The 24,848-nt window shown below is 70.2% G+C and carries 13 protein-coding genes and 1 pseudogene; 6 read left to right on the top strand and 8 right to left on the bottom strand.

Going from position 1 to position 24,848, the window contains the following annotated elements; genetic code table 11:
* Window positions 1-12 precede the first annotated feature (12 nt).
* Both ACZ4XD_RS14505 and ACZ4XD_RS14500 read left to right on the top strand, forming a co-directional pair.
* Window positions 13-915: an FG-GAP repeat domain-containing protein gene (locus ACZ4XD_RS14505; protein WP_468041949.1), complete on the top strand. Its 903-nt coding sequence runs from the start codon at window positions 13-15 to the stop codon at window positions 913-915.
* 28 nt (window positions 916-943) lie between these two features.
* A pseudogene (locus ACZ4XD_RS14500) lies at window positions 944-6,724 on the top strand (SDR family NAD(P)-dependent oxidoreductase); the annotation flags it as partial.
* Between the two features lie 82 nt (window positions 6,725-6,806).
* Here the strand turns inward: ACZ4XD_RS14500 and ACZ4XD_RS14495 are convergent.
* Entirely contained in the window at window positions 6,807-8,096 is a 1,290-nt protein-coding gene (locus ACZ4XD_RS14495) for a cytochrome P450 (protein WP_468041947.1), read from the bottom strand.
* Between the two features lie 540 nt (window positions 8,097-8,636).
* On the opposite strand from ACZ4XD_RS14495, the gene ACZ4XD_RS14490 reads away from it, so the two are divergent.
* Window positions 8,637-9,419, top strand: coding sequence for a DUF3159 domain-containing protein (locus ACZ4XD_RS14490; RefSeq protein WP_468041945.1), 783 nt, complete (start codon window positions 8,637-8,639; stop codon window positions 9,417-9,419).
* Between the two features lie 263 nt (window positions 9,420-9,682).
* The gene (locus tag ACZ4XD_RS14485) at window positions 9,683-10,444 is read left to right on the top strand and encodes a thioesterase II family protein (protein ID WP_468041942.1); all 762 of its coding nucleotides are present in this window, start codon (window positions 9,683-9,685) and stop codon (window positions 10,442-10,444) included.
* A gap of 72 nt (window positions 10,445-10,516) precedes the next feature.
* Here ACZ4XD_RS14485 and ACZ4XD_RS14480 read toward each other — a convergent pair whose 3' ends face one another.
* Window positions 10,517-12,172 carry a flavin monoamine oxidase family protein gene (locus ACZ4XD_RS14480; RefSeq protein ID WP_468041940.1) on the bottom strand — a complete coding sequence of 552 codons (1,656 nt, stop codon included), beginning with the start codon at window positions 12,170-12,172 and terminating at the stop codon, window positions 10,517-10,519.
* A gap of 429 nt (window positions 12,173-12,601) precedes the next feature.
* On the opposite strand from ACZ4XD_RS14480, the gene ACZ4XD_RS14475 reads away from it, so the two are divergent.
* The gene (locus ACZ4XD_RS14475; RefSeq protein ID WP_468041937.1) at window positions 12,602-13,654 is read left to right on the top strand and encodes an Lrp/AsnC family transcriptional regulator; all 1,053 of its coding nucleotides are present in this window, start codon (window positions 12,602-12,604) and stop codon (window positions 13,652-13,654) included.
* Here ACZ4XD_RS14475 and ACZ4XD_RS14470 read toward each other — a convergent pair.
* Window positions 13,644-15,134, bottom strand: a complete 1,491-nt coding sequence (locus tag ACZ4XD_RS14470) for an amidase family protein (protein WP_468041935.1) — start codon at window positions 15,132-15,134, stop codon at window positions 13,644-13,646. The genes ACZ4XD_RS14475 and ACZ4XD_RS14470 overlap by 11 nt on opposite strands.
* A gap of 55 nt (window positions 15,135-15,189) precedes the next feature.
* Window positions 15,190-16,746, bottom strand: a complete 1,557-nt coding sequence (locus ACZ4XD_RS14465) for an AbgT family transporter (protein ID WP_468041932.1) — start codon at window positions 16,744-16,746, stop codon at window positions 15,190-15,192.
* A gap of 456 nt (window positions 16,747-17,202) precedes the next feature.
* Between ACZ4XD_RS14465 and ACZ4XD_RS14460 the strand changes: the two genes are divergently transcribed.
* Window positions 17,203-17,700 (top strand): hypothetical protein, encoded by a 498-nt coding sequence (locus ACZ4XD_RS14460; protein ID WP_468041930.1) that lies wholly within the window; start codon window positions 17,203-17,205, stop codon window positions 17,698-17,700.
* A 187-nt stretch (window positions 17,701-17,887) separates the two neighbouring features.
* Here the strand turns inward: ACZ4XD_RS14460 and ACZ4XD_RS14455 are convergent, their stop codons facing one another.
* The 4 genes from ACZ4XD_RS14455 to ACZ4XD_RS14440 form a co-directional block, all read right to left on the bottom strand.
* Window positions 17,888-18,331: a hypothetical protein gene (locus ACZ4XD_RS14455; protein ID WP_468041928.1), complete on the bottom strand. Its 444-nt coding sequence runs from the start codon at window positions 18,329-18,331 to the stop codon at window positions 17,888-17,890.
* A gap of 259 nt (window positions 18,332-18,590) precedes the next feature.
* Window positions 18,591-22,052: an NACHT domain-containing protein gene (locus ACZ4XD_RS14450; RefSeq protein ID WP_468041925.1), complete on the bottom strand. Its 3,462-nt coding sequence runs from the start codon at window positions 22,050-22,052 to the stop codon at window positions 18,591-18,593.
* A 612-nt stretch (window positions 22,053-22,664) separates the two neighbouring features.
* The gene (locus tag ACZ4XD_RS14445) at window positions 22,665-23,537 is read right to left on the bottom strand and encodes a GNAT family N-acetyltransferase (RefSeq protein ID WP_468041922.1); all 873 of its coding nucleotides are present in this window, start codon (window positions 23,535-23,537) and stop codon (window positions 22,665-22,667) included.
* A 112-nt stretch (window positions 23,538-23,649) separates the two neighbouring features.
* Window positions 23,650-24,561 carry an MBL fold metallo-hydrolase gene (locus tag ACZ4XD_RS14440; protein ID WP_468041920.1) on the bottom strand — a complete coding sequence of 304 codons (912 nt, stop codon included), beginning with the start codon at window positions 24,559-24,561 and terminating at the stop codon, window positions 23,650-23,652.
* Between the last annotated feature and the right edge of the window lie 287 nt (window positions 24,562-24,848).

The following is a 24,848-nucleotide window of genomic DNA, read 5'->3' as shown; positions in this document are numbered from 1 at the left end:
GAGAGTTGAGACATGCCGGCGATGATCATGAACGGCCATTGCAAATCCTTCAACGGCGACGGCAAGCGGGATCTGCTCGTTCGCCACGACACCAGTGGTGAACTGCTGGTCTTCCCGCACAGCGGAACGTTCGACGGCACCCGCACCTTTCTCGACCCGGTAACGATCGGTGTGGACTTCAGCTGGGAGAAGCACCTGATCATCCGGACCATCGACATCCGCGGCAACGGTCTGGCCAGCGTGCTCGCCGGCAGCGAGGAATCGGTCAACACCGAGCATCCGCACGGGGTCTACCTCTACGAGAACAAGGGCGGCCTCAACGGCCTGAACACCCTCAGCGAGCCGATCCGGATGTCCGGCCGCCGCGACGACGGCCGGATCTGGGAGAGCATCGGCGTCGCCGACGTCAGCGGGGACGGCAAGGACGACACCTTCGGCCGGGAGAGCGAACTCGGCCATGTGGACTGGTTCCGCAACACCGGCGACGTGGTGGAGAACGACACCTTCGACAAGACGCCGCAGCGGCTGACCGTCACCGAACCCACCGACTTCCCCTTCGGCATGGCCGATGTGACCGGCACCGGCCGGCTCGATCTGCTGATCCTGCGCGACAACGGCGATCTGTGCGTCTACGAGTTCCCGCCCGGACCGGACGGCTTCCTCGGCGACGGAGCCGGTCAGGGCACCTGGTACACCGTCGGCAACCTCGGAGCGGACTGGAACCCGCTGGAGGACGCGCTCGCGGTGACCGATATCGACCTGGACGGCAACCCCGATCTGCTCGTCCGGCAGCGGGACGGCGTCCTGGTGGCGTACGCGCACTCCGGCAGCTTCGACCGGAAGAAGCCGATGAACACCTTCCACCCCCCGGTCGCCGTCCTCCAGGACTGCGCGGAGTACCACACGCTCACCTGATCCACAGGCCCTCGGTCGGAGTCCGCGTATGAATGCCCTCGACGAAAACCCCTCACTGATCCAGAAGTTGCACGGGCTGTCCCGGCCCGAGCAGGACCGGGCGCTGCTGGATCTGGTGTGCCACCACGCCCTCGGGGCGCTGCGCCGGGTCCGGCCCGACGACGCACCGCGGACCCTGGCCCCGGACCGCCCCTTCACCGACCTCGGATTCGACTCGCTCACCGCGGCCGATCTGCATGTCCGGCTGGTGGCGGCCACCGGACTGCCGCTCCCGGTCACCGTGGCCTTCGACCATCCGACCCCGGTACGGCTGGCCCGGCAGCTGCGCACCGGACTGCTCGGTGCGGACGGCACGGACGGCACGGACGGCACGGAGACCAGCTCCGAGCCCCCGCGGCAGACGGGTGCGGCCGACGAAGCGGACCCGATCGCCATCGTCGGGATCGGCTGTCGCTACCCCGGCGGGATCGGCGGCCCGGAACAGCTGTGGCGGCTGGTCGCCGAGGGCGGCGAGGTCATCACCGCACTGCCCGAGGACCGCGGCTGGGACCCGGAGACCCTGTACGACCCGGACCCGGACGCCCCGGGCAAGACGTACGTCCGCCGCGGCGGATTCCTCCACGACGCGGCGGAGTTCGACGCGGAGTTCTTCGGGATCGGCCCGCGTGAGGCGCAGGCGATGGACCCGCAGCAGCGGCTCGTACTGGAAACCTCGTGGGAGGCGCTGGAGCGGGCCGGCATCGACCCGACCGCGCTGCGCGGCAGCCGCGCCGGGGTCTTTCTCGGCGCCGAGCCCCAGGAGTACGGCCCCCGGCTGACCCGGGCCGGCGGGCTGGAGGGCCATCTCTCCACCGGCAACACCACCAGCGTCATCGCCGGCCGGGTCGCCTACGCCCTGGGCCTGGAAGGCCCCACGATGACGGTGGACACCGCCTGTTCGGGTTCCCTGGTCGCGCTGCATCTGGCCTGCCAGGCCCTGCGGCAGGGGGAGTGCTCGGTGGCCCTGGCCGGCGGGGTGGCCGTGATGGCCGCGCCCGGCACCTTCCTGTCCTTCTCCCGGCAGCGCGGCCTCGCCCCGGACGGCCGGTGCAAGCCCTTCTCGGCCGACGCGGACGGCACCGGCTGGTCCGAGGGCGTCGGCGTACTGGTCGTGGAGCGGCTCTCCGACGCCCGCCGCGCCGGGCATCCCGTACTCGCCCTGGTCCGCGGCTCGGCGGTCAACTCCGACGGCGCCTCCAACGGCCTCACGGCGCCCAACGGCCCCGCCCAGCAGCGGGTGATCCGCCAGGCCCTGGCCGCCGCCGGACTGGACCCGCACGAGGTCGACGCGGTGGAGGCGCACGGCACCGGCACCAGGCTCGGCGACCCGATCGAGGCCCGGTCCCTGATCGCGGCCTATGGCACCGGACGTACCGAACCGCTGTGGCTGGGCTCGGTCAAATCCAACCTGGGCCACACCCAGGCCGCCGCCGGTGCCGCCGGGATCATCAAAATGATCATGGCGATGCGGCAGGAACTGCTGCCCCGCACCCTGCATGTCACCGAGCCCACCCCGCATGTCGACTGGGCGCAGGGCACGGCCGCACTGCTCACCGAGGCACGGCCCTGGCCGCGCACGGACCGTCCGCGCCGGGCCGGCATCTCCTCGTTCGGCTTCAGCGGCACCAACGCGCACCTCATCCTGGAACAGGCCCCGCCCGCCCCCGCACCGCCGCCCGTCACCGCACACCCCCCGGTCCTCGCGCTGCCGGTCTCCGCGCGCACCCCCGACGCCCTGCGGGCGCAGGCCGCCCGGCTGAAGTCCTTCCTCGACGAGCACCCCGAGCAGGCCCTCACCGAGGTCGGCCGCGCACTGGGCACCACCCGGGCACAGCTGGAACACCGCGCCGTACTGGTCGCCGCCGACCGGGAGGAGCTCACCCGCGACCTCGACGCCCTGGCCGCGGGCGCGCCGGGGCCGGGGGTCCGCCAAGGACAGGCCGGGTCCGGCGCGGTCGCCGTGCTGTTCACCGGCCAGGGCGCCCAGCGGCTCGGGATGGGCCGCGAACTGTACGCCGCCCACCCGGTGTTCGCCCGCGCCTGGGACGAGATCTGCGCCGAGCTGGACGTCCATCTGCCCGGCCCGCTGCGCGCCGTGGTGTGGGCGGAGCCGGGGAGTCCCGAGGCCGCCCTGCTGGACGAGACGGTGTACGCCCAGTCGGCGCTGTTCGCCCTGGAGGCCGCGCTGTTCCGGCTGCTGGAGTCCTGGGGGCTGCGGCCGGACTTCCTGCTGGGCCACTCCCTCGGCGAGGTCACCGCCGCGTATGTGGCCGGGGTGTGGTCGCTGCCCGACGCGGCCGCCCTGGTCGCCGCCCGTGGCCGGCTGATGCAGGAACTCCCGGCCGGCGGCGCGATGGTGTCCGTACGGGCCACCGAGGAGGAGGTCACCGCCGAACTCAGCCGATTCGAGGGGAGGGTGGGCCTCGCCGCGGTCAACGGGCCCGCCTCGGTGGTGCTCTCCGGGGACGAGGACGCCGTCACCGGGATCGCCGCCACCCTCGCCGCGCGCGGCCACAAGACCCAGCGGCTGCGGGTGAGCCATGCCTTCCACTCCCAGCGGATGCAGCCGATGCTGGACAGCTTCCGCTGGGTGACCCGCGTGATGTCCTATAAGCCGCCGAAGATTCCGGTGGTCTCCAACCTCACCGGCCGGATCGCCACCGGCGAGGAACTGTGCGCACCGGACTACTGGGTGGACCATGTCCGCGGCGCCGTCCGGTTCGCCGACGGTATCCGCGCGCTGGCGGACCACGGGGTGCGCACCTTCCTGGAAGTGGGGCCGGACGCGGTGCTGTCCGCGATGGCACCGGACTGTGTGCCCGGCGAGGACCGGCCCGTGTTCCTGCCCACCCTTCGCCGCGACCGCGCGGAGACCCGCGAGGTCACCGGTGCCCTGGCCGCTGCCTGGGCGCACGGCGCGGAGGTGGACTGGACCGCGTTCCACGGCGGTTGCGGTCACCCGGTGGACCTGCCCACCTATGCCTTCCAGCGGCGGCGGTTCTGGCTGGACGCCGGGGACCAGCAGCTGGACGCGGCCGCGCTCGGCCAGGCCGATGCCGGACATCCGCTGCTCGGCGCGGTGATCGAGTCCGCGCAGGCGGACACCCGCTCATACACCGGCCGTCTCTCGCTGCGCTCCCACCCTTGGCTGGCCGACCACGCCATCAACGGCGCCGTCCTCCTGCCGGGCACCGCCTTCGTCGACCTCGCCCTGCACGCCGGCGACCGCACGGGCTGCCCCGTCCTGGCCGAACTGACCCTGGAAAGCCCGCTGGTGCTGCCGGAATCCGGTGCGGTACGGCTCCAGGTCGAGGTGGCCGCGCCGGACGAACAGGGCGACCGCGGGGTCCTGGTGTCCTCCCGCGCCGAGGACGATCCGGACGAGGTGCCCTGGACCCGGCACGCCACCGGCCGGCTCACCGCCACCGCCCCGGACCACGACGGCCCCGACCTGCGCGTCTGGCCGCCGGCCGAGGCGGAACCGGTGGATCTCGGCGGGCTCTACGACGGTATGGCGCAGCGCGGTTACGACTACGGGCCGGAGTTCCAGGGCCTGCGCGCCGCCTGGCGCCGTGGCGCGGAGGTGTTCGCCGAGGCCGCACTGCCCGAGGGGGCCGCCGGCACGGACTTCGCGCTGTCCCCGGCGCTCCTCGACGCGGCCCTGCACGCCCTGGACCTGGGGGAGTTCGTCCCACGGGACGGACGGCCCTGGGTGCCGTTCGCCTGGTCCGGGGTGACCCTGCGGGCCGTCGGCGCGAAGGCGCTGCGGGTGCGGCTGTCCGCCGCGGGGGACCATGCGGTCGCCCTGGACCTCGCCGACTCCACGGGCGCCCCGGTCGCCTCGGTGCGCTCCCTGGTCTCCCGGCCGGTGGCCGCCGAACAGACCGCGGCGGCCCGGAAGGGCGTGGTGGCCCAGTCGCTGTTCCGGCCGGACTGGAGCACCAAGGCCACCCCGGGCACACCGGCCGGCGACTGGGCGCTGCTGGGCGACGGCGACGGCCCCCTCGGCCGCGCGCTACGGTCCGGCGGGGTCCGCCTGCGCTGTCACACCGACCTCGCCGCCATGGACGTACCGGACCTCCTGGTGGTGCCCTGTGCCCCCGCCGAGGGCGCGCCGCCCGAGGCCGCCCGCCGCATCGCGCACCGCGTCCTCACGCTGCTGCGGTCCTGGCTCGCCGACGAGCGGTTCGCCGGCTCCCGGCTCGCCCTGGTGACCGAGGGCGACGACTTCGCCGCCTCGGTGGTCTGGGGCCTGGTGCGCTCGGCGCAGGCCGAACACCCGGACCGGATCACCGTGCTCGACGTGGATTCCTGGCCGGCCTCCGGCCCGGCCGTGGCCGGTGCGCTGGCCACCGAGGAGCCCCAACTGGCCCTGAAAAACGGCGAGTTGTGCCTGCCACGGCTGGCGCGGGTCGCCCCACCGGACACCGGTACGGACTGGGACCCGGAGGGCACCGTGCTGATCACCGGCGGCACCGGCGGGCTCGGCGCGCTCGTCGCCCGGCACCTCGTCAGCACGCACGGGGTGCGGCACCTGCTGCTGGTCAGCCGCCGGGGACCGGACGCACCGGGTGCGGCGGACCTGCGCGCCGAGCTGACCGCGCTCGGCGCCACCGTGACCGTGGCCGCCTGCGATGTCTCCGACCGTGCGGCCCTGGCCGGGCTGCTCGCCGGGGTCCCCGCCGCGCATCCGCTGCGCGCCGTGGTCCACGCCGCCGGGGTGCTCGACGACGGGGTCCTCACCTCGCTGACCCCGCAACGCTTCGACGACGTCTTCCGGCCCAAGGCGGAGGCGGCCTGGCTGCTGCACGAACTGACCGCGGACCTGGAACTCACCCGGTTCGTGCTGTTCTCCTCCACCGCCACCTTGCTCGACGGGGCGGGCCAGGCGAACTACGCCGCCGCCAACCTGTTCCTCGAAGCGCTCGCCCGGCACCGCCGGGCCACCGGCCGCCCGGCGACCGCGCTGGCCTGGACGCTGTGGGACGAGGCCGACGGGATGGCCGGCCGGCTCGGCGAGGCCGGTCTGCGCCGGGCCGCCCGGTCCGGCTTCCCGCCGCTCGCCCCGGCCGAGGGCCTGGCGCTGTTCGACGCCGCGCTCGCCACCGCGGAGACCACCCTGGTCCCGCTGCGCATCGACCAGGCCGTGCTGCGGGCCCGCCCCGGGGGCGTCCCCGCGCTGCTGGCCGGGGTGGTCCGGGCACCGTCCCGGCCTGCCGCCGACGCCCAGGCACCGGCCCCGGCCGCGGAATCCCTGGCCACCCGGCTGGCGGCGCTCTCCGCCGAGGAGCAGCGGCGCACCCTGCGGGACCTCGTCCGCGCGCAGGTCGCCGAGGTCCTCGGCTACGACCGCCCGGATGCGGTGGTCAGCGGCCGGGGCTTCCTCGAACTCGGCCTGGACTCGCTCGCCGCGGTCGAACTGCGCAACCGGCTGACCACCGCCACCGGGGTGACCCTGTCCTCCACGCTGGTCTTCGACCACCCCACGCCCGAGGCCGTCGCGGAGCACTTGGCCGGTCGCCTCATCGAGAGCGAAGCGGACCGGACCGCCTCGGTGTTCGCCGGAATCCGCCGGCTGGAGGCGGAGCTGGCGGCCGTGGCGCCGGACGACGAGGAGTACGCCGGTGTCGCGGCCCGGCTGCGCGGACTGCTCACCACATGGACCGAAACGCATCGCCCCGGAGAGCGGCCGGAGGAGTCCGCCCTGGGGGCCGCCACGGCCGAGGAACTCTTCGACATCCTCGACAGCGAACTGGAGGCCGGCCGATAACGACCGGTCTCCCCACGGCGGGTCACCGGCCCCGGCCCACAGGGGGCCGGTGACGCCGGGGGAGCGGCTACCAGCGGACCGGCTACCAGCGGACCGGCATCGCATGCAGTCCGAAGACGAAGTTCTGGTATTTGAACGGCAGTTCATCCATCGGCTTGTCGAGCCGCAGAGTGGGCATCCGCCGCAGCAGCGTGCCCAGACCGATCTCCAACTCGGCGCGGGCCAGATTCTGCCCGATGCACTGATGCACCCCGTATCCGAACGCGATGTGGTGCCGGGCCTTGCGGTGGATGTCGAACGTATCGGGGCGCTCGAAGGCCCGCTCGTCCCGGTTGGCCGACGCGCTCAGCACGAAAATGCCCTCACCGGCCATGATTTTCCGGCCGTCGATCTCGATGTCCTCAACGGCGACCCGGTCGAAGGCCGCCCAGTCCGACACGGAGTGAAACCGCAGCAGCTCATCGACGGCGCCGGGCAACAGCGCGGGGTCCGCGCGGAGTTCGGCCAGCTGCCGCGGATGCTCCAGCAGGGTCAGCATGCCCAGCGGAAGCATGTTCGCGGTCGCCTCGTGTCCGGCGGTCAGCAGCAGGAAGGCCATGCCCACCAGCGCCGCACGGGTCAGCTCACCGCTGCCGACCTGTTCGTTGATCAGCCGGCCGATGAGGTTGTCGCCGGGTTCCCGCACGGCCGCCTTGACCAGCTCGTCGAGGAAGTCGATGAGCCCCTCCATCGCCGCCTTGAGCTGCTCGGGCTCGGCGTCCAGCTGGACCAGGGTCCTGGTCGCGGACTGGAAGTACTCGTGATCCTCGTACGGGACACCGAGTAACCGGCAGATGACCAGCGAGGAGAGCGGCAGCCCCAGATCCTCCACGAGGTCCGCCGGGGAGCCCTTCGCCAGCATGTCGTCGACCAGCCGGTCGGTGATGCGCTGGACCTCCGGCCGCAGTTCGTTCATCCGCCGCGCACCGAACTCGGAGATGAGCATGCGCCGGTAGTGACTGTGCCGGGGCGGATCCAGGTTGATGAACTGGCCCTCGTGGAACTGGGCGATCTCCGCCAGCTCGGTGAGCTGCTCGGCGGTGAGCGGTTCGGCCGCGTCCGTGCCCTCGTCGGCCGGCGGCTCCTGGGGCGGCCGGACGCTGGGGAAGCCCGGACGGTTCGCATCCGAGCTGACGCGTGGGTCGGTCAGCAGCTGCTGGGCCTCCGCATGCCGGGTCACCACCCACGCGGAACCGCCGTGCGGCAGCCGCACCCGCACCAGCGGCGAGTCCGCTCGCAGCCTTTCGTACTCCGGTGGCGGGGCGAAGGGGCAGCGCCGGGCCATGGGGAAGCTCAATTCCCGCACCGACCCGTTGCTGTCAATCTCCGTCATGGAATGCTCCCCTCAAGGTAATTGCCAGGCGACAGGCCAGGAACTTATTAGCGAGAGGTGGCGCCGTCAAGATCGAAAAGTTTTTGCCAGGCATTTATCGAGGTGTTCGCCATTGCGCGCCAGACGTCCCGCAGAGCGACGAAGAGCGAACGAAGAAATGCCCTCGCATTACTCATTTCGGACGCCAATTCGGCGGCGGATGAATAATCCGAAATACGCGCGCCATGCAGCGTAAAACCCCTGCTCAACTCGCCGGACCCGGGTGGAATGGGCCGGCGCTATGCGGTGAATCGTCCGTGCGTGAGCGGCCGCGTCCCGGCGGTGGGCGAAGCGACCGCCCCGGGCACCTCCGGCGGCCGGGGGGTAGAGCTACCTCCACCCTTTCTTGGGACCTAGCTGGGATGTCCGAGGGACCGTCTCCGGCCACCATGGGACATGTTGAAGAGCCTCGTGGGGAGAACGAACCGTGCACGACACCGATGTGACCAGGCCGCATAGCCGCCACCGAGCCAAGGCCGGAAACTCTCACCTGGGGGAGACGTGAACCACTCGGCCGAGTCGCACTCCTCGTCCGTGACCGACGCACCGGAACAGGCCGGCAAGGACGAGCCGAAGAAGGTACCGGAGAATTTCCAGGACCAGCTGGCCTACGCCTGGGAGTACATCGGCGGGGTCTACGGCACGATCCTGACCATCCTGCCGGTCATCACCTACATCGTGGTCAACGCGCTGACCAGCATGTGGCCGGCGATCTGGGCCTCCATCGGCACCGCGGTCCTGGTGGGCATCTTCCAACTGCTGCGCAAGGAGAAGCTGGCCGCCGCGTTCGTCGGGCTCGGCACCGTCCTCATCACCTCCGGCGTCGCCGTGTTCGTCGGCGAGGCCAAGGGCTACTACCTGCTGGGCAACTGGATCACCGTCGGTATCGGGAGCATTCTGCTGCTGTCCGTCCTGGTGCGCCGGCCCCTGATCGGCCAGGTCTGGTCGGCGGCCAACCTCCAGGGCGCATTCTGGCGCAAGGACCGCAAGTCGCTGTTCTACTACGACCTGGCGACGCTGCTCTGGTCGTTCCTGAGCTTCTCCCGGTTCGCGGTGGAGCGGTGGCTCTACAACATGGACGAGACCACCTGGCTCGGCATCGCGCGGCTCGTCATGGGCTGGCCGCTGACCTTCTTCGCCGTCATGACCAGTATTTGGGCGGTCCGTAAGGTCGACGGGCGGCGCAAACTGCACGACCCGAATTACAAGGATCCCAAGCAGCAGGCGGATTCCGAGGAGAGCGGACCGGCGGATACGGAGACCGCCAAAAGCCGCGGAGAATAGCGACGCCGAGCCCACGCAAGACGGTGGGTGAGGCGACCCCGGTGAATGCCCCTCCCCCGTGTCGGTGGCGGTTCGCGAACGTCGCTGCCAGGGGTATGACACCGCCACGATTTCCGGTCCGTTGTCGCGGACCGGAAATCGTGGTTTCTGCTCCCTTACCGTAGGGGCGTCCGCCGAGGGTTAGGGGTTGCCGACGGCACGGCCGGCAAGCACTGTCGTGCGAGGGGTTTCTCACCCGTACGGAAATCTGAGGGGACGCACACGTGAATGCGCACGCCGATGAGGATCTGTGGATCCGACGGTTCCATCCCGCGCCGGAGGCGGCGACCAGGCTGGTCTGCCTGCCCCATGCCGGCGGCTCGGCCAGTTTCTACTTCCCGGTGTCCAGGGCGCTCGCCCCGGCGATCGATGTGCTGGCGGTGCAGTACCCCGGCCGTCAGGACCGCCGGACCGAGCCCTGCCTGGACAACATCGCGGACCTCGCCGACGAGGTGACCGAGCGGCTGCTGCCCTGGACCGACCGGCCGCTGGCGATCTTCGGACACAGCATGGGCGCCACCCTCGCCTTCGAGGTGGCACTCCGTCTCGAACAGCGCGGCATCACCCTCCAGGCCCTGTTCGCCTCCGGCCGCCGGGCACCGTCCCGGCACCGCGAGGAGACGGCGCACCTGTACGACGACGCCGCCCTGGTCCGGGAGATCAAGGCGCTCAACGGCACCGAGTCCCAGACGCTGGACGACGAGGAGATGCTCCGCGCGGTGCTGCCCGCGATCCGCAGCGACTACCGGGCCGCGGAGACCTACCGCTATCAGCCGGGGCCGCCGCTCAACTGCCCCGTCTACGCCATGATCGGGGAAAGCGACCCGAAGGTGAGCGTCGACGAGGCCCGTTCCTGGGTCGACCACACCATGGGCCGCTTCGAGTTGCAGACCTACCCCGGCGGGCACTTCTACCTGAACGCCCAAGCGCCCCGCATCATTGCCGCCATCTCCCAAGCGGTGTCGGCGACTTCCGGAACCGTCTGACCGCAGAGAGATGACGAGGGCCTGCACCGTCCGGTGCAGGCCCTCCGTACGCGGCCCGAAGACCCCGCGGGCTCACTCCGGGAGCCGGACCGGCGCGATCTCGTGGAAGACATCGCCGGGACCGGGATTCTCCGGAGCCGTGCTGCCGCCTAGGTGGTTGACCACGCCCCAGACCGCGTTCAGCGCCGTGGTCACGGCGCCCTCGGCGAACCCGCCGGTCCAGGAGATGTCGTCGCCGCACAGGAAGAAGCCGCGATGCCGCGGATCGAGCTCGTGCTGCATGAAGTGGCTGAACAGGCGGCGCTGGTAACGGTAATGACCGGGCAGATTGGCCTTGAAGGCCCCCATGAACCGCGGCTCGGTCTCCCAGGTGATCGTCAGCGGCGCGCTGATGAGGTGCGAGCGGATATCCACCCCGGGATAGATCTCGCCCAGTTTGGTCAGCAGCAGCTCCAGCCGCTGCTCCGCCGACAGGGTGGCGAACTTCAGGGAGTCGTCGTTCCAGGTGTAGGACAGGCACATCACACCCGGCCGGTCCGGGCCCGAGTCGAAGAGATAGACGCTGCGCGGCATCCGGTCCGTGAGGGTCATACCCATCGCCATCCGGCCGGTGTCCGGATCGGTGTCCAGCCAGAACGGCCGGTCCGTCAGCACGAACACCTTGGAGGAACCCATGTAGTGGGTACGTTCGACGGCGCTCCACAGGTCGGCCGGGAGCAGCTCCGGATCGCTGTCCACGTGATTGAGCAGGGCCCAGACGTGCGGGCTGAACACCACGGCCGGATACCGGTCCCGGCGCCCGTCGGCGTCCGTCACCGTATAGCCCTCGGCATCGCGCCGGATGCCCACGGCGGCGGGCCGGGGAGCGCCCTCGTGCAGACCGGCGAGCGAGGTGCCGGCCGGCCAGTGCGCGAGCCGGTCGGGCCGAAGCGTCCACAGCCCACGGGGCACTTGCTGGGCGCCGCCCTCGATCGTCATCTGGTCGTCGTCCGCCGCGGTGCACACGACACGGAGGATCTCGATGATGGAATTCGGGAAGTCCGTGTCCCAGCCGCCGGTGCCGAAACCGACCTGGCCGAAGATCTCCCGGTGCCGGAAGGACGCGAAGGCCGGACTGGTGGCGAGGAAACCGTAGAAGGACTGGTCGTCGTACTCCTTGACCAGCTGATTCCAAATCGCCTTCAGTACGGGTATATCGCGGCGGCGGATCGCGTCCTGCAAGCTGGAGAGTTCGGCGCGGTCCTGCAACGCCTTGGCCCAGGCATCCGCCACTTCCTGGAACTCCGAGGGCAGATCGGCCGCCGACCGCGCCCGGTGTGTGCGCCCCTCCAGATTCACCAGAGTGGCGGGCGTGCAGGCCGCCAGCGGATTGGGGAACGGCGAGGTACGCAGCCCGAGCGCGTCGATGTAATGGAACAGCGTGGTCGCCGACAGCGGAAAGCGCATCGCGCCCATCTCGGCCTGTAACGCGGGATATTCCGGGAACGGCACCGAACGCATCCGCCCGCCCAGCTGCTCGGCTTCGTACACCACCGGCCGCAGCCCGAGCCGCATCAGCTCATAGGCCGCGGTCATCCCGGACATCCCGCCGCCGATCACCGCCACCGGAGTGCCGTGCCGGTGCCGGGGTACGGTGCCGAGCCCGGCCGGATGTCGCAGCCAGTCGTCATAGGCGAAAGGGAAATCCGGCACGAACATGGTCACTCGTTCCGAACTGGCCAAGGTCATGAGGCAACCTCTCGATCGGTCGCGGTCGGAGCGGATCCCGATACCACTCGGGTCGGCGTTCCCGCAGAGAGGAGTGCCGGCACGCGCCGTACGAAGTTCCCCGTGGGCCACCGGTATTCCCCGGTGGGAACCTAATTTTTGCGCATAACGCGCGGCAACCCCTACCGACCCCGGCTTCACAAAGCCGGGCCCGCAGGCCCGCGCGCACCCCCTGAAGGCGATTCAGGGGTATCTGCCCGACGAGTCCGGAGCGTATTTTGCCCGCCCCTCGGGACCGCCGGACCAAGAACTCCGCATACCGGAATTCGGTGCCACCGGCCGCGCTGTTTCGCTGCGGGCGGGGCCGGCTTCCAGGCCCCGGGATTACGGTCCGGCGCCATATGGGGCGGCATCCTGGAGAGGGAAGTGCCCCCTCTATAGACTCGTCAGGTGAGCAGCGAAATCGAGGTGCCGCGTCCGGAACAGCTGGACGAGGCCGATCTGCTGCTGGCCAACGCCCTCCAGACCGCGCCCCGCGCGACATGGAGCGAGCTGGGAAAGGTGCTCGGCCAGGACGCGGTGACACTGGCCCGCCGATGGGAGCGCCTCAGCAGCAAGGGCCTGGCCTGGGTCACCCCCGCGCTGGGCCCCGGTCTCCTCTACCGGACGTGCCGGGCCTTCGTCGAAATCCACTGCGAGCCGGGCAGCGCCGCTCAGGTCTCGGCCGAGCTGTCCCACCAGCCCCATGTGCTCACCCTCCAGCATGTCGCCGGCACCTATGACCTGTTCGCGATCGCCTTCACCCCGGACTTCGCCTCGATGTCCGACTACCTCCTCACGAGCCTGCCCCGGCAGGAGGGCGTCGTCCGGGTCCGTTCCCATCTGGTGACCCGCAACTTCCGCACGGGCTCGCAGTGGCGCCTGGGCGTGCTGAACCAGCGCCAGGAGCGGACTCTGCTCCGCACCGGGCCGGAACCGCAGGGCGCCGAGGCCACCGCGTACAGCACCTGGGAGCGCGAACTGATCGTCGCGCTGAGCAAAGACGGCCGGCTCCGCTACTCCGATATCGCCACCGAGCTGGGTGTCACACCCCGGACCGTGCAGCGCCGGCTGAACCGGCTGCTGGGCAACCGTGACCTGCTCCTGCGCTGCGATGTCGCCCGGCCGCTCGCGGGCTGGCCGACCGGCGCCCTGCTGTGGCTCAACGTCCCGGACGAGCGGCTGGAGGAGGCCGGCCGCAGGCTCGGCGCCTTCCCCGAGACCCGCAGCTGCGCGGCGCTGTCCGGCGCGAACAACCTGCTGGTCACCGTCACCCTGCACTCGGTGGACGCGCTCCACGACTGGGCGGTGCAGCTGCGCCGGGCGCTGCCGTACGCGGAGATCGCGGACCGTTCCGTGGTGCTGCGCCAGGACAAGCTGTGCGGTCATCTGCTGGATGTGTGGGGACGAAGCCGTGGCGTCGTCCCCCTCGACATCTGGCGGCCGAGCGGCCTCAGCCGGTGACGCGGGCGCTGCCCGTACGGTTGCCGGTGACGTGGGCGCGGTCCGTACCGTCGCCGGGGACCGGGAGCGCGACGGCCGGCCGCCGCAGCCCCGCACCGAGCGTCCGCTCGATCTGCCGGGCCAGCCGCAGCACGCCGAGGTCGTCACCGCTGCGCCCGACGATCTGCACCCCGACCGGCAGCCCGTCCGCCGTGAAGCCGGCCGGCACCGACAGGGCGGGCACACCGAGCACCGTGAACCAGTACATGGAGCGCATGCAGTCGAGATAGTTCTCGCTCCTGGTGTGCCCGATGCGCTCCGGCCACAGCTGATCCGCGCTCCACGGCAGCACCTGGGTCGTGACCGTCACCAGATAGCGGTACTCGCGGGTGAATTCCACGAACCGCTGGAAGAGCAGCCCGCGCAGCTGGTGTGCGCGCATCAGACCGGCCGAGGTCGTTGCCAGCCCGTTCTCGATGTCCTGGCGGACCCTGATGCCGAACGCCTCCGGGTTCGCGGCGTACCGGTCACCGTAGTTGAGCGCCCGGTACCAGCCGCGCAGGGTGCGGAACGCCTCGTCGGCGCCGGTCATGTCCGGGGCCGCAACGCCGACCTTGCGGGAGATCCCGGCCAGGGCCCCGGGCACCGGCTCCATCGCGGTGCGTACGGCGTCGTCCACCGCCAGTTGGCCGCCGAGGTCCGGACTCCACGCCACCGGTACGTCCGAGAAGTCGCCCTCCAGGCCGACCTGGAACCGGGACGGATCGCCCAGGCCCCAGGGGGACCTCGGATCGGCCCGGGTCAGCACCGCCATCTGGAGCGCGACATCGTCGACGGTGCGGCCGATCGGGCCCTGGATGCTCAGCGGTGCGAACGGATCGTTGGCCGGCCACATCGGCACCGTGCCCACCGAGGGCCGCAGCCCCACCACATTGCAGAAGGCCGCCGGGTTGCGCAGCGAGCCGCCGGTGTCACCGCCGTCGGCGAGGGCCACCATGCCCGTCGCGACGGCGGCCGCCGCGCCCCCGCTGCTGCCACCGGCCGTCAGGCTCAGGTCGTAGGGGTTGCGGGTGGGGCCGAACAGCTCGTTGGTGCTCTGGATGCCCGCACCGAACTCGGGCACATTGGTCTTGCCCACCGTGACGGCACCCGCGTGCACCAACTGCTCCACGACCAGCGCGTCATGGTCCGGCACATGGTCGGCGTAGAGCGGAGAACCGTAGGTCGTGCGGATGCCTTTGGTCGGGGCGAGGTCCTTGTGCGCGACCGGGAGGCCGTGCAGGGGGCCCAGCAGTTCGCCCCGTGCGACGGCGGCATCGGCGCGGGCGGCGAGCTCATGGGCGCGGTCCTCGGCGAGCGTGATGATCGCGTTGACCTTCGGGTTCACCGCGTCGATCTGGGCGAGGTGCGCAGCGAGGAGTTCGCGCGCCGACACCTCACGGCGCCGCTGGAGCTCCACCAGTTCCCGGGCCGGCAGCCACAGGAGGTCATTCTCGGTCACAGAGATCTGCAGTCCTTGCCTTGGTCGAGGGGGAGTTGCTTGAGGGGGGCGATGTTTACGGCAGATGGATGGGGGCGCCGGGGCCCAGCGGAAGGTCGAGGAAGTAGAACCCGGTGAGGATCACGGTCCAGACCGTCGCGAAGGACAGCGCGAACGGCACCAGCCGGGAGATGACCGTGCCGAGTCTCAGCTCGGGCTGGTACTTCTGCGCCGAGACCAGCGCGAAGTACAGGAAGACCTGCATGGGCGTGATCGCCCCGGTCACGGAGTCGCCGATCCGGAAGGCCGCGTGCATGGCGGCGGGCGACAGGCCCAGTAGCATCCCGGCCGGCACCATGACGGTGCCCAGGATCGACCACAGGGCGGAGCCCGAGGTGATCAGCAGGTTCAGCAGCGAGGTCACCAGGACGACGGCGAGCAGAATCCCGAATCCGCCGAGCCCGGCGGACTTCGCACCCTCCGCGAGTCCGATGGCGAACAGCTTGCCCAAGTTGCTCCACGTCAGCAGATTGATGGTCTGCGCGATGGCGAAGACGAGCACCACGAACCCGGACATGTCCCGCACCGCGCCGACGAGGTGCGGATAGACGGCACGCGCCTCCTTGCCGACCCCGCCACAGCGGGCGTAGACGACACCGAAGACGAAGAACAGCCCGGACAACACGAGGGCGAGGCTGTCGACGAAGGGGGAGGGCGCCAGCACCCCGTCCTCCCCACGCAGCGGACTGCCCGGCAGCAGCCACGCGGTGACCATCGCCGCGGCGGCCGCCAGCGTCACCCCACCGCTGATCAGCAGCGCCCGACGCTGCGCCGGGGTCGCCAGGGCCTCCGTGGCCGCACCGTCCTCCGCTCCGGAATGCGCCGGGTCGTACTTGGGGTTCCAGGGCGCCAGCCGTGGTTCGAGCACCCGGTCGATGAGGAAACCGCCGACCAGGGGCAGCAGAAGTCCGGTCGTCGCGGTGAAGAACCAGTTCATGGCGATATGTACGTGATAGCCGTCGATGCCCGGCAGCAGCTCCGCCGCGCTCTTCGTGATCCCGGTCGTGGTCACATCGAGAGTGCCGAGCAGAATCCCGCCGTCATAGCCGCTCCCCACGCACACAAAGGCACCGAGCAGGCCCGCCACCGGGTTCCGCCCCACCGCCTTGAAGACGATCGCGGCCAGCGACGGCAGCAGGATGTAGGCGGAATCGGCCAGTACGTGCCCCTGACACGCGACGAAGGCGACAAGGTAGGGAACCCAGCGCCGCGACACCCGCAGGAACGCGATCCGCATCAGACATTCCAAGGCGCCGGTACCCTGCGCGACCCCTATGCCCATGGCGATGACCAGCACCGGCCCGAGTGCGGGGAAGGCCGTGAAGGAGTCGATGGCCGTGCCGAGAAGATGACTGAGGCCCTCCGGCGTCAGCGCGCCGAGCACGGGAGTCGGGCTTTTCTCCCCCGGCACCTGAACCGACACACCGCAGGCGGCAATCACCGTCGACACCACGGCGACCAGCCCGAAGATGCCGGCGAAGAGCACAAACGGATGGGGCAGCCGGTTGACCATCCGCTCCACTCGTCCCAGCCACCCGTCCAGCGGAAGCACGTTCCGTTCCAGTGCCTTCATTGCTGCCTGCCTCTCGTCCCGGAGCGTGTCGGCGGTGTGCGTGCGGGCCACTATCGGGCGGGCGGTGCAAGGCTCGGGAAAGGTGAAGAGGAATGTCTATCGGAGCCCCGAATTCGCAGAAAAACGGCCATCGAGGCCCGGTTCATCGGCTCGGCTCGGCTCGACCGGGCTCGGCTGGGTTGGTCTGGGCTCAGCTCGACGTGCCCGGCCCGGCCGGGCCGGTGGAGCCCGCGGCGCCGCTTGACGATTACGGCCGCCGGCCCGCCCCGGCAGCCGACGGGTCAAGTGACGGTGCGTCCTTGACCTGGCTTCCGCTTACCATGTCCCGGTCAACTGATCACGGCGGGGGAGCGGGGGAGAGAGCCGAGGGCTTTCTTCACCCTCGCAGCCGAGGCACCGCCCGCCCTAACCGGTAAGCGCGCGCTCGGCCCAAAGCCACAACTGCAAAGGGACGTCATGCGTTTCCACCGAATACTCGCCACTGCCGGAACCGTCTGCGCCTTGGCGTCGGTCTCCGCTTGCGGTCTGCCCTCCGTGGGTTCACCCCAGGACGCCGGGGACTTTCTCCGGTCGACGCTCCACTGCGAGAGCGTCGACATCGCCACGCCTCCCGAGGTGCAGCGAGTGGAAGCCATGGGGCTGACGGGCATCAACGGCGGCGGCGAGTGCGAGGACCCGGCGGGCGGCGGCGGTGACGTCGACTTCCTCACCGTCGAGGACATGGAGGCGTTCCAGACCGCCGTCAAGGGAGACGAGGACGAGCAGGACGACCTCATGATCGGCGACGACTTCGCCGTCGACCCGAGCAGCGACGACCAGCGGCGCCAACTCCTCAAGGCCGGACTGCTGTTCCTCAACTGCACCCCGGACTTCAAGGCTCCTTCCGGCAATTCGACGGACGACGGCGAGATCGACGGCTGCTCCACCACCGACTACTCGGACGACCTCGACTGACCTCCCACCGACGGATCTGCGCGGGCTGCTCTCGTCCGCGCAGATCTGTACGCCGGTCGCGGGCGGCCCGCCTGAGCGCGGGACTGCGGAGTGTGCGGAGGGAAAGGGAACAGGCGCGGTCTCGCGCACCGGGCGGGACGAGACGAGCCCGCGCCCGCAGTCGCACGTCCTTCCGCGCGAACCCGCCCTACCTTTCGGCGAACGCAGCGCGCAACTGCTTGCCATGCACGATCACAAAGACCCCGGCCAGCAGAAGACCGCAGACCCCCTGCTCCATCTTCAGCCACAGCGGAAAGGCGCTGGGCACCGCGATGATGACCGCAATGGCCACCACCATGATGCCGGAGGCCCACCGCAGTCGGAGGTAGGAGCGACGGTGGCCGCGCGCCGCCCGAGTGGCGAAGGAGGCCATGAGCAGGGACGTGACTACGACGATGGTCGCGCGGACCCAGACGGCATCGGTCACGAGGTCAGGGTGGTTGCGCAGCAGGATGATGGCGAGGAGCGTCAGCGCACTGAGGCCGACATAGCAGCCGACGAGCAACCTGGCGCTACGGAACCCCTGCCGTATGCGTGGCCGGCTCAGCCTGTCCTCGGAAACCCCGGCGGGGCGCGACCTGTGCGTGCTCATCATGTCCCTTCCGCTTTGAAGCACCGCCCCCTCGACGGCCGTCTCCAGGATCTAGCCCACCCGCCGCCCGTTCCTCGTCCACCCGGACGAAGCGCACGCCCCGCCGCTGTCAGGGTCTCGCCGGGGATGGCCCGTAATGGCTCCCCGCCCCTGCTCTCGGGGTTGTGGCGAGAGGGATGGTCAGGGGCCTTGACCGGCCCGTCCGAGCCCGACGAGACGCGCGGCGGGCGCGCGGGAGGAATAGAGATGGTGGCGCACCCTAAGGGCTGTACCCGCGGGCTCGTGTCCGGGTGCGGTCCGCCTCGTCGGGGTTCACGTCCCGCGCCCGCTCTCCCATCTGGTCCCAGAACCGGCGCATACCGGCGACCGGCACCTTGTGCTGCCAAGGAGCCTTCCGCCGGAAACGCAGGCCGAGCCATGTCCGGGGCCGCCACCGTTGCAGCAGGTCGCGTTGTTGGAGGCAGAAGACCTCGCTGAACTCCATCCGCAGGTTCTCCACCTTTGCCGGATACGGGCACAGCCTCAGTCGGCACTCGTCCGTGCAGTTGGACCCGGGTTGCAGAGTGCGCTCCACTCCCCGTACGGGGTCCAGCCTGCTGCGGTTCTTGATGACGCAGGACGGGACCTGCGTACGCTCGCGGGAACAGAAGTCCAGGATGCGGAACAGATCCCTCGGCCGGTACCCCCGCTCGCCGAGCACCACCAGCAGCAGCACATCGGCGAGCAACTGCTGGGCCAGGGGATCCATCGTGCTCCAGCCCGTGGACGGCGGGATCCAGAGGTTATGGGCACGCCGGTCCTCGGGAAGGCCGACCTCGGTGCCCACACCGTTGGCGGTGGCAGCCTCATCGATCCACAGGAACCGTTCGGGGCGCCGGGTCTGTAGCGCACGGACCGCCAATTCGCCGGCCGCCTTCACCAGCGGGTGCTCCGTCCACCGGCCTTCCCCGTTCCGTCTCCCTTCCTCCAGAGTCAGCCACTCCTCGACCTGGCCCCGGGGGTCCGCCCCGTGCCCACGGATCGGCCGGTCCTCGTTGACGTCATCGGGCAGGGCCCACAGGGTCAGGGCCTGTAGCAGCGTCAGCCGGGTGTACCAGAACGTGCTGCGCTTCAGCATCTCCTGGGCGTGCTTGACCAGCCACTCCCGGGCCTGTCTGTCGGACTGCGGGCCAGGTCGGCGGTTGGCGGCGAACTTGAACCCCTGAGCCAGTGTCACGCCCAGGCCGATGTCGGTGCCCGGCGCCACGACATCGGCCGAGTGGCCGGCTTCCCCGGTCGCGATGTCCACCCAGTTCTCCAAGTCGTCCCGTGGGGAGTCCAGGTGACGGGTCATCATGGTGGAGTCCACGAGCATGGGGAGGACCCAAGCCCGCATCGTGTCGCAGTTCCATCTCCACTTCTCCCACCGGGCCTCCTGCTCGGCTGCCTTCCACTCTTCCCGCAGCCGGCCTCGCACGCGCTCCCGCCGCCGCGCGCGGTGCATCCGTTCCCCCTGTGCCCGGTCCTCCGGCGGCCCCAGCGGCGGCACACATGCGTGCCGCGAGCTGCATTCGGTTTCCCGCACGTCGAGTGCGGGCTCAAGCAGGCGGTCATGCACGGCCATGTACGCCTGCTCGCCGCCTGTTCCTATCTCCTGCGCTATTCCGGCGCGCACGTGGTAGTCAAATTCATGGCAGCCAATGTCAAACAATTTCCCGTAGGCCGGATTACATCTCCGGTCGGCAGCCACCCGGCGTGCCGCCGCACCGCACTGCTTCACCAGAGTGAGTTTCGCCTCGCGGAGTCTCACGGGGTCCTCGCCCCGGCCCAGGCGACCCCAGTTCCTCCTGATCATCTTAAGGATGCAGTCCTGCTCCGGGGCTGCTGCGACGCTGTCTATTTCCACGGCGGCGCCGAACATTTCCAGTGCCCTCAGGCGCGGACTGCCGCGATCGTCAAGCTCCCCGTCCCTGCTGGCCCGCCACCGGCCCCACATATCCTTTCCCTCATCCGCTTCCTTCAGCAATTCCATGGCTCGGTCCTGCAGCAGCCTGCATATGACGAAGTCCGGGCATTTTTTGGGCTCAGGCTTTCCGCAGCCACCGCCTTCGCAATGCCCATTCAGCGAGCGCGAGTGGAGCGTGAGGGCTATCAGGAGTTCTCGTCCGCCCGTTTTCAGCACTTTCGTGAGCCGGCCTTCGTCCTTGCTGTCGCAGATCCTCGGCAGGAGGCGGGATCCGAGATAGGACTGCATGATGCTGTGCTGGAAGTGAACCGCCTTCCCATCCTCATGCACCAGCCCCATACGCATGCCCCAAGTCGCCGCCAGCCGGACATCGATTCGGGGGCCCTCCACAGGGGTTGACCAGCCCTGCCCGGGGTTGCCCACGCGATGAGGGGCGTCGCCCTCCCTACCCTGATCAGACTTCTGCGTGACCTGCGCCCACCGCAACCGGCGCACCTGGCAGTCAAGTGTCATGGCGATGCGCTTGTTCCATCCGTCATCGGCGCGCCGCGCCTCGCCGTCGCTCCCGGGTTTGTCGCTCTGGTCCCGGCCTATGGACGGATCGAGCTCCCAGAGCCCGACAACACCGTGGTCGGCGGCCAGCCCGATGCAGGCCAGCGCCGAGATGTACTCCACCACCGTCTGCCTCGTGTCACGGCCGATGGGCAGTTCGGGGTAGATCTCCCCGTCGACCAGCGCGTCGAGCCACCTCTCCAAGAGGTCCGCCCGCAGCGCCCAGCTGTCATGGAGTACGACATCGGCCCCGCCTTCGTCCTCCGTCCACAGCGACTCCAGCAAATCCCTGCTGTGCAGATCCTTGGCGATCTGGAGGTAGAGCGGGGACTCGGACATCTTGGCGGCTTCCACGATCCGGTCGAGCAGCATCGGGTCGGCGCGCCAGCTGCCACTGCGGGCGACGTACTGCAAGGACGCTTCATCGCTCAACGGCTCCAGCTCCGAGATCGCGGCCTGCATCGCGCGCAACGGATCGTGCGGCCGCGAGGCGATCACCAGCGGCAGCTCTTCGTCGTCCGCCCGCGCGATCGCCTCCCGGATGAGGATGTCGCGCTGACCGCTCACCTTGTCGTCCTGGTTGAGCGCCTCTTCCAGGCCGTCCGCGAGTACGACGATCCGGTCCGAGTGCTGCCGGAGCCACTGCCAGACTCTGTCCGACTCCGCGGGGGACCGGACTACCGGCTGCACCACGGCGTCGAACCGCTCTTTGGCCAGCTTGCAGAAATCCAGCCCCTCTTGGGCGTCGCGCAGCCGCACCGGAATGGGGACGGCTCCCTGGGCGGCGAGTTTGCCGGCCAGATGGACCAGGACCGCCGTCTTACCCGATCCGACCTTGCCGGTGATGACATGGGGGCGCCGGACATTCCTGTCCCGCAGGTTGTTCATGATCGCGTTGCAGAGCTGATCGCGACCGACCACCTCGTCCATGAGGCTGCCCGCCGTCTGAACGAAGCGGCCAGGCTCCTTCCTCGCCGGGAGCGTGGCGAACCGGCGTACCCGCCACAGCCTCCACACCACGAAGAGCACGGTCGAGGCGGCCAGCAGGAACACCGGCATCACGACCCCGGTGAACGCTCCGCAGGAAGCGCCGACACCGCTGGAGCACATGTGGTCCGGGCTGAACCACTGCTGACGCCAGCCGTGATGAATGACGACCAGCAAGCCGCCAATGCCCCACGCCACGAGCACCAGAGTCAGAACGCAGAGGAACGCGATCCCCACAGTGGTCCCCCACGGATTCCACCATCGTCTCGGGTGAATCATTCCCCGGTGCAGCAGCCACCGTGTCCGCCAGTGCCAGAACACGGCCACGACCGGGCGCCGCACTCGCGTCCAGTTCTCCCTGAAGACGCCACCCTCCGGTGAACCCACGACGATCCTGACCGGGGGCGGGTGGGCTCCATGGGTCATGAACACCAACTCCCACGCTGTCACCGGAAAGGGCGCCCGCGGCCGGGTTGGGTGGAAGGAACGATCAGTATGCGAGCCTGTGCGTCGCCGGACTCCGATACTTCCGGGGGCGAGACGATGAGGTGATGTGCGCCCTCCATCCACAGCTACCAGCCCTCGCCCGACCTCGCCACCGGACCACACAGGGGGTACGCGGGCAGACCGCGAGACCGCCCGTGTCACGCCTGTCGCGATGTGCTTGCCCACGTGCTCCTCGTCCTGCCGCTACGCCACCCCCTCCAGCGCGCCGGACGAGGGGGGCGACCCGCCCCCTCCAGCGCGCCGGACGAAGGGGACGGCCCGCCACATCAACGCGATGGCGATCGGAGAGCACGCCATTCCGGCCGCTTCCGGGACCGGCGCCGGCTGACCGGTTCCGGGTCCCTACCCGGCTTCCGGTTCGGTCGAAGCGAAGTCGTACACGGCCCACTCGGCGAGGGGGAGGTACCCGAGGCGCTGGTAGAGGGCGTTGCTGGTGGGGTTGGCCGGGTCGGCGTACAGCACGACGTCGGTGGCCCCTGCGGTCAGCGCGGCCTGGCTCACCTCGGCCGTCACGGCGCCCGCGTAGCCTCGGCCCCGGAGATGAGCCGGGGTGTAGACGGGGTCCACCCGGACCATGCCTCCGACCATCGACGTCGCGCCTGCCAGGGAGACCGCCGTGCCGTCCGGGGTCTCCCAGAAGGTGAAGTGTTTGTCGGCGAAGCGTGTGCCGGCCCAGGAAGCGGCGTCTATGGTCACGGCTTCCCTGACGTCCGTGGTGAACTCGCGCAAGAAGAGCATGAGTTGCTCACGGTCCTGTTCGCCCACCGGTCGGCCCCGGCCTACTGGGGCCGGCGTGGGTGGGATGAGGGTGCCGAGGCGGTACAGGCGGATCCGGTCGCGCAGTGTGGGTGTGGCGCCGGTGCGCCGCTGCCACGCCTCGGCGAAGGCGGTGGCGGTGCTGTGGTCCGCGCTGACGAAGGGAAGGGAGTGCCCAAGGGCGGCCAGGTGGGCGGCGAGGGTGTCGGCGTGTTCGGGGGCGAGATGGGTGAGGCTCAGGCCGCGGATGAGGCAGAAGGTGGCGTGGACCTTGCCCGCTCGCTCCAGTCGGCCCAAGACGGGGGCTGTGGTGCCGAATGCGTCGGCTCCGTGTGTGCGCAGTCTCTCGATGGTTGTCAGTGGTGTGGTGTGCAGGGCGGGGCGCGAGCGCAGGAATTCGCCGGCTCGGGCGAGGAAGTCGTCGACGTCTTCGGTGAGGTGCCAGTCATCCGGGCGCATGCTTCATGATCCCGGATGGACTCGGCTGCGGGGAAGGGAAGGCCCGGAGACCGGTCATCGTCAGGCCTGAAACGTGCTGCCCTCCCGTCGGGCGGTGCCCCGGGCCTCCGGCTCACTCCCTGGTCAACGGGGTGAGCCGGTAGGAGTCGCCGTGTGAGTGCACCAGGCCGCCGGTGGGGGCGGGGAAGTGGGTGCCGAGCAGCAGGGTGTCGGAGTCCGCGAGGGAGGCGAGCAGGCGGCGGCGGGTGGCGGTGGCCTGGTCGGGGTCGGTGTCCACGCAACTTCCCATGGTGGGGTCGAGCAGTTGGACGGGGTGGTGGATGCAGTCGCCGGTGATCACAGCGGTGGAGGTGCGGCCGCGGAGCTCGACGGCGAGATGGCCGGGGGTGTGGCCGGGGGTGGGGATCAGGCGGATGCTCGGCGCGATGTCGGTGCCCTCCGCCGGGATGTCGATGAGGTCGAGAAGGCCGGCGTCTTTGATGGGGTGGACGGAGTCCCGGAACATCTGCTGCCGGGCTTCGTCCATGTCCTCCGCCGCCCAGTGGTTCCACTCCGTGCGGGAGGTCAGATAGCGGGCGTTGCGGAAGGTGGGCTTCCAAGTGGCGCCATCGGCATACGTGTTCCACCCGACATGGTCGGTGTGGAGGTGCGTGAGGATCACGAGGTCGATGCTCTGGGGCGGGAAGCCGGCGGCGTCGAGGTGCGCGAGGTAGTCGGTGTCGAGGTTGTTCCAGGCGGGGTTGGCGCGCGGTTTGCCGTTGCCGATACCGGTATCGACGAGGACGCGCAGGCCGTCCACGGAGAACGCGAAGCTGTGGCTGCTCAGCCGCAGGACGCCGGCCTCATCGGCGAAGTCGGGCCGTAGCCAGGGTGCTTGGGCCACCACGTCAGGGGTGGCCGCCGGGAGCAGCCAGGGGCCGGTCTGCGGGGGCAGGGCGACCTCGTCGATGCGGTGGATGGTGAGGTCGCCCAGGTCCCAGGTCGCGGGCGTGCTGTCGTCGGAGGGGGTCGAGTGGTGGTGCATCGGCGTGCTTTTCCGTTCCTTCGCTCGTGCTTCGGAGAGGGGCGGGGCGAGGCGGTGCGGCCCGGCGGCGCCCGGTCAGGGCAGGTGGCGGAGGGGCCGGGGCGGGCGGTGGGCTCCTGCTGTCGGGGAGATGCGGGAGCTGACGCCGCTCGTGACGGCCCCTCAGTCACAAACGCTATTTATTTGCTTTAGATGACGCTAGCCCCTACCGTCGACTAAGGCAAATCTTTTGCTTTTGCTGGGGATGGTGGAGATGGTCGCCGGGCGGCCGCTCCGCAACGCGCCCT

This window comes from Streptomyces sp. NPDC029466 (assembly GCF_055574515.1).
The sequence above is the reverse complement of the archived record's forward strand: the minus strand, read 5'-3'. Positions and strand labels throughout refer to the sequence as shown.

Excerpts from the sequence above, each read along its gene's own strand:
- ACZ4XD_RS14440 (WP_468041920.1), bottom strand. The coding sequence starts at position 24,561 with ATGCACCACCACTCGACCCCCTCCGACGACAGCACGCCCGCGACCTGG.
- ACZ4XD_RS14495 (WP_468041947.1), bottom strand. The coding sequence starts at position 8,096 with ATGACGGAGATTGACAGCAACGGGTCGGTGCGGGAATTGAGCTTCCCC.
- ACZ4XD_RS14480 (WP_468041940.1), bottom strand. The coding sequence starts at position 12,172 with ATGACCTTGGCCAGTTCGGAACGAGTGACCATGTTCGTGCCGGATTTC.
- ACZ4XD_RS14445 (WP_468041922.1), bottom strand. The coding sequence starts at position 23,537 with ATGCGCCCGGATGACTGGCACCTCACCGAAGACGTCGACGACTTCCTC.
- ACZ4XD_RS14505 (WP_468041949.1), top strand. The coding sequence starts at position 13 with ATGCCGGCGATGATCATGAACGGCCATTGCAAATCCTTCAACGGCGAC.
- ACZ4XD_RS14455 (WP_468041928.1), bottom strand. The coding sequence starts at position 18,331 with ATGAGCACGCACAGGTCGCGCCCCGCCGGGGTTTCCGAGGACAGGCTG.
- ACZ4XD_RS14460 (WP_468041930.1), top strand. The coding sequence starts at position 17,203 with ATGCGTTTCCACCGAATACTCGCCACTGCCGGAACCGTCTGCGCCTTG.
- ACZ4XD_RS14465 (WP_468041932.1), bottom strand. The coding sequence starts at position 16,746 with ATGAAGGCACTGGAACGGAACGTGCTTCCGCTGGACGGGTGGCTGGGA.